This window comes from Micromonospora sp. M51 (assembly GCF_018070305.1).
In the GTDB taxonomy this organism is placed as follows: domain Bacteria; phylum Actinomycetota; class Actinomycetes; order Mycobacteriales; family Micromonosporaceae; genus Micromonospora; species Micromonospora parva.
The window spans coordinates 1-4,992 of sequence record NZ_JAGPXZ010000455.1; the positions used below are offsets into that span (position 1 = coordinate 1).

Annotated in this window: 4 protein-coding genes; 1 reads left to right on the forward strand and 3 read right to left on the reverse strand. The window is 72.4% G+C overall.

Going from position 1 to position 4,992, the window contains the following annotated elements; genetic code table 11:
- From KBX53_RS21910 to KBX53_RS21920, 3 genes are all read right to left on the reverse strand, one after another.
- Positions 1-304: response regulator (locus KBX53_RS21910; protein ID WP_210861348.1), on the reverse strand; the 304-nt coding region annotated here is incomplete at its 3' end.
- The gene (locus KBX53_RS21915; RefSeq protein WP_309140829.1) at positions 301-2,034 is read right to left on the reverse strand and encodes an ATP-binding protein; all 1,734 of its coding nucleotides are present in this window, start codon (positions 2,032-2,034) and stop codon (positions 301-303) included. The genes KBX53_RS21915 and KBX53_RS21910, both read right to left, overlap by 4 nt.
- A complete protein-coding gene (locus KBX53_RS21920) occupies positions 2,031-3,230 on the reverse strand; it encodes a PP2C family protein-serine/threonine phosphatase (protein ID WP_210861350.1) in 1,200 nt (399 codons plus the stop codon). Before KBX53_RS21920 ends, KBX53_RS21915 begins: the two co-directional genes overlap by 4 nt.
- A gap of 336 nt (positions 3,231-3,566) precedes the next feature.
- Here KBX53_RS21920 and KBX53_RS21925 point away from each other — a divergent pair.
- Positions 3,567-4,992, forward strand: a 1,426-nt coding sequence (locus KBX53_RS21925) for a M28 family peptidase (protein ID WP_210861354.1), incomplete at its 3' end; no start/stop codon positions are given.

Below are 4,992 nucleotides of genomic sequence, written 5' to 3' on the forward strand. Positions count from 1 at the left end.
AGGTGGTGAGCACCACCACCGGGATCCGCCGCAGGGTCTCGTCCTTCTTGATCTCCTCCAGCACCTCCCGGCCGTCGCGCCGGGGCAGGTTGAGGTCGAGCAGGATCAGGTCGGGCGCCACAGCGTCGGCGTACTGGCCTTCCTGCCGCAGGTAGGCGAGCGCCTCGGCCCCGTCGGAGACGACGGTCAGCCGGTTGCGCAGCTTGTGTTCCTCGAACGCCTCCTGGGTCATCAGCACGTCACCCGGGTCGTCCTCCACGAGCAGGACCTCGATCGGGCTCTTGCCATCCGCCGGCGCGGTCATCCCACCGTCTCCCTCATGTCACCCGTTCTACCGCTTTCCGTCGCCTCGTCGGCCCGGTCCGGCTGGTCCGCCTCGCCCGCCTGCTCCGTCGGCGCTGCCGGAGCCTCGGTCGAGGCCGTCGAGTCGCCCACGGTCAGGGCGTTCGGCTGCGCCGCGGCATCGGCTGCGGCGGCCGCCTCGACGTCCTCGGGGAGTGCCGGCAGGGTGAACCGGATCGCGGTGCCCTCCGGCACGTCGGTGTCCACCCAGACCCGACCGCCGTGGTACTCGACGATCTTCTTGACGATCGCCAACCCGATGCCGGTGCCCGGGTACGCGTCCTTCGAGTGCAGCCGCTGGAAGATCACGAAGATCTTGTCGGCGAACTCCGGCTCGATCCCGATGCCGTTGTCCTGACAGGTGATCTCCCACTCGGCTCCCACCAACCGGGCCGAGATGTGCACCTTCGACGGCACGTCCGGGCGGCGGAACTTGATCGAGTTGCTGACCAGGTTGGCCAGCAGGTTGGTGAGCAGCGGTTCCTCACCCGAGATCACCGGCAGCTCGGACCAGGTCAGCTCGGCGTCGGCGTACTGCCGGGCGGCCTCGGTCTGGCCGGCCACGTCGCCCATCACCTTGTTGAGGTCGACCTCGACGAAGCCGGTGGTGAGTCGCCCGATCCGGGAGAACGCGAGCAGGTCGTTGATCAGGCGCTGCATCCGCTGCGCGCCGTCCACCGCGAAGGCGATGTACTGGTCGGCCCGCTCGTCGAGCTGCCCGGCGTACCGGCGCTGGAGCAGCTGGCAGAAGCTGGCGACCTTGCGCAACGGCTCCTGCAGATCATGGGACGCCACGTACGCGAACTGCTCCAGGTCACGGTTGGACCGGGTCAGCTCCTCGGCCTGCTTCTGGAGCTGGCTGTTGACCCACTCGATGCGCTCGCGGGCGGCCCGGACCTCGGCCAGGTCGGCGGCGATCTTCTGCCGCATCGCGTCGACGTCCTCGCCGAGCCGGACGAACTCCGGCGGGCCGGTGGTGGCGATGCCGTGCTGGTAGTCACCCTCGGCGACCTCGCGGACCTGGTCGGCCAGCCCGATCAGGGGCCGGATGACCATGCGGTCCAGGGAGAGCACCAGCAGCGCCCCGGCCACGACCACCACCAGCGCGGCCACGATCAGGAGGACGACCAGCACGTTGCTGCTGGTGCGCACGTTGGCGGCGGCCTGCTCCCGGGCGGTCAGGATCTCCTCCTGGAGGTCGTTCACCGCCGACCGCACCTGGTCGAACTGCTGCCGGGCCTGTTCGGTGACCAACGCCTGGCCGGCGCGGGTGCCGCTCTGCTCGGTGGTGGTGATCACCGGCTCCGCCACCGACTGCCGCCACTGCGCCGTCTGCTCCTCGACCATCCGCAGCTCGTGGCCGATCTGTGGATAGTCGTCGAGCAGCGTCCGCATCGAGGCGACCACGCTCTTCTCCTGATCCAGCCCTTCCTCGTAGGGGGTCAGGTCGGCCGGGTCGCCGCTGACCGCGTACCCCCGGATCGCCGTCTCCTGGTCGAGCAGCGCGTTGAGCAACTCCTGCGACTGCACCCGCAACGGGCCGGTCTGGTTCAGCACGGCGTCGATCTGGGTGCGGTTGCGGGCGGCCACCGCCGCCTCCGCGCTGGCCAGGCCGATCAGCAGCAGGCCCACCACGGTGAGCAGGGTGATCACCCGGCGGCGCAGACTCCAGCCGCCGATAACCGGCTTCACCGGCCACCACCCCGGCTGACCAGCAGCATGGCCACGTCGTCGGCGAGCGGGCCACCGTTGAGCTGCTCGGCCCGACCGACCAGCCAGGCCGGCAACTCGGGCAGCGACACCGAACGGTTCGCCGGCTCGCCCAGCAACCCGCTGAGGCCGGGCACGTCGAGCCGTTCGTCGCCGGCATCCACCCGCCCCTCGATCAGGCCGTCGGTGTACATCAGCAGAGACCAGTCATCGGTGTCGAACTCCAGGTCGTAGGCGGTCGGCCGGCGGGGTCGTACGCCCAGCAGCCGGCCGCCGGGGGCGGGCACCGGGGCGACCCGACCGCCGGAGAGCAGCAGCGGTGGCGGGTGCCCGGCCAGTCGGACGGTAGCCCGGTTGGCGTCCAGATCCAGTCTGACGGTGGCCACCGTCGCGAAGATCTCCTGGAGGCGGCGCTCACTCATCAGCACCTGCTCCAGGGCGGGCAGCACCTCGTCGTCCGGCACCCGGGCGAGCACCAGGGCCCGCCAGGCCACCCGCAGCTCGACCCCGAGCGCGGCCTCGTCCACCCCGTGCCCGCAGACGTCGCCGACGATCAGGTCGAGGCGGTCCGGGTGCGTCTGCACCACGTCGAAGAAGTCCCCGCCGATCAACGCGGCGTGCCGGCCGGGCCGGTAGAAGGTGTGCACCGCCACCTGGTCGGTGGTCATCAGCGGCTGGGGCAGCAGGCCACGTTCGAGGCGGGCCGACTCGGCCTGGCGCAACTCGACCTCGCGCAGGCGGCGGGCGTTCTCGTCGGCGCGCTTACGCTCCACGGCGTAGCGCAGCGCCCGGGTCAGCAGCACCCCGTCGACCTGGCCCTTGACCAGGTAGTCCTGTGCGCCCTCGGCGACCGCCACCACGCCCAGGTGCTCGTCGGTGCGGCCGGTCAGCACGCAGACAGCGGCGCCACTGGACATCTCCAGCAGCTGGCGCAACCCGTCCAGGCCCTGTGCGTCCGGCAGGCCCAGGTCGAGCAGGACGCAGTCGACGTCGCCGATCCGCTGCCGGGCCTCCCGGAGGCTGGTGGCGACCAGCAGGTCGATCATCGAGTTCGTCTCGGCGAGCAGCTCACCGACCAGGAAGGCGTCGCCTTCGTCGTCCTCCACCAGCAGCACCCGCAACCGCTCACCCGGCGGCAGGTTGGCGTGCCGCGCCAGGCCACCGTGCGGGTACGGCACAACTGGGGAACCGGCCAAGCCGGCCCCCCGGTGCGGCCGGGTCACCGCCGCGAGACGCGGGAGTTCGCTGGTGATGTCGGGCTCCTTCCGAGTGCCCTGCTGATCCTGTATTAGACAACGGTCGCACACAACACGACGCCTGCGGCGCGGGCGGGGATGGGCCGCATCACTGCCCGCCCCGTGACAAACCGGGCGGTTGGTGGACGTCGGGCGACCGGCCGTCCCATCCGCGGCCGTCGACGGGCAGGATGATCCCACCCCAGGCCCCACCATCCCCGAGGAGTCCCCGTGGGCGCATCCACCACCCCGGCCGAGACGGGCACGCGGCCCCGTCCCATTCCGGGCGTACCCCCTGCCGACCGCGCGCTGACCCGGCCACGCCGGCGGCTCGTGGCCGCCGCGGCGGCGCTCGTCGCGCTGACCGCGCTCGGCGCCGGCAGTCTGCTCGACCTGCGCACCCCGACCCCCCGGCCGACCGACGCACCGGCCGACGCGTTCAGCGCCGACCGGGCGTACGAGGACGTCCAGGTGATCGCCGCCCGGTCCCACGTCGCCGGCAGCTCCGCCAACGAGCAGGTCCGGGCGCACCTTGAGCAGCAGCTGCGCGGGCTGGGCCTGGAAGCCGAGGTACAGGACACGGTGGCGCCGGAGGCCGGTCAGCTCAGCGGCGCGGCGGGCGGCGCGACGGTCGCCCGGGTCCGCAACGTGGTGGCCCGGCTGCCCGGTACCGACTCGACCGGTCGGGTCTTCCTGGTCGCCCACTACGACTCGGTGCAGACCGGGCCGGGTGGCAACGACGACGCGGCCGGCACGTCGGCCATCCTGGAGGTGGCCCGCGCGCTGACCACCGGCCCCCGGCCCCGCAACGACATCGTCTTCGTGCTGACCGACGCCGAGGAGGCGTGCCTCTGCGGGGCCGCCGCGTTCGCCGCCAGTCATCCGCTCGCCGCCGACGGTGGGGTGGTGCTCAACCTGGAGGCGCGGGGCTCCACCGGGCCGGTGATCATGTTCGAGACGTCCCGGAACAACGCGAAGCTGGTGGACATCTTCGGCCGGGCCGCACCCCACCCGGTCGGCACCTCGTTCGCTGTGGAGATCTACCGCGCGCTGCCCAACGACACCGACTTCACCGCCTTCCTCGATCAGAAGTTCGTCGGGCTGAACTCGGCGTACATCGACGGCGGGGCGATCTACCACACGCCGTTGGACACTCCGGCCGCCCTGGACCGGGGCAGCCTCCAGCAGCACGGGGACAACGCGTTGGGCCTGGCCCGGGAGTTCGGCGGCGTCGACCTGACCGACCTGCGCTCCGGGCACGACGCCACCTACTTCCCCGTCCCCGGTGGGCTGGTCCGCTACCCGGGCACGCTCACCCTGCCGTTGGCAGTGCTCGCGCTGGTCGCGGTGGCCGCCCTGGCCTGGCTGACCCGCCGCAGCGGCCGGGCCAGCACCGGCCGGCTGGCCGCCGGCTTCGCGCTGGCCCTGGTGCCGATCATCGCCGCGCCGGTCGCCGCCCAACTGCTCTGGCTGGCGATCACCACGATCCGACCGGGGTACGCGGAGCTGCTCGACCCGTACCGGCCGATCTGGTACCGGCTGGCCGTTGTGGCGCTCGCCGCCGCCGTCCTGTTCGCCTGGTACGCGCTGACCCGCCGCCGGATCGGCCCGGCCGCGCTCGCCGTCGGCGGGCTGGCCTGGCTGGCAGTGCTCGGGGTGCTGCTCGCCGTGGCGGTGCCGGGTGGGGCGTACCTCACCACACTGC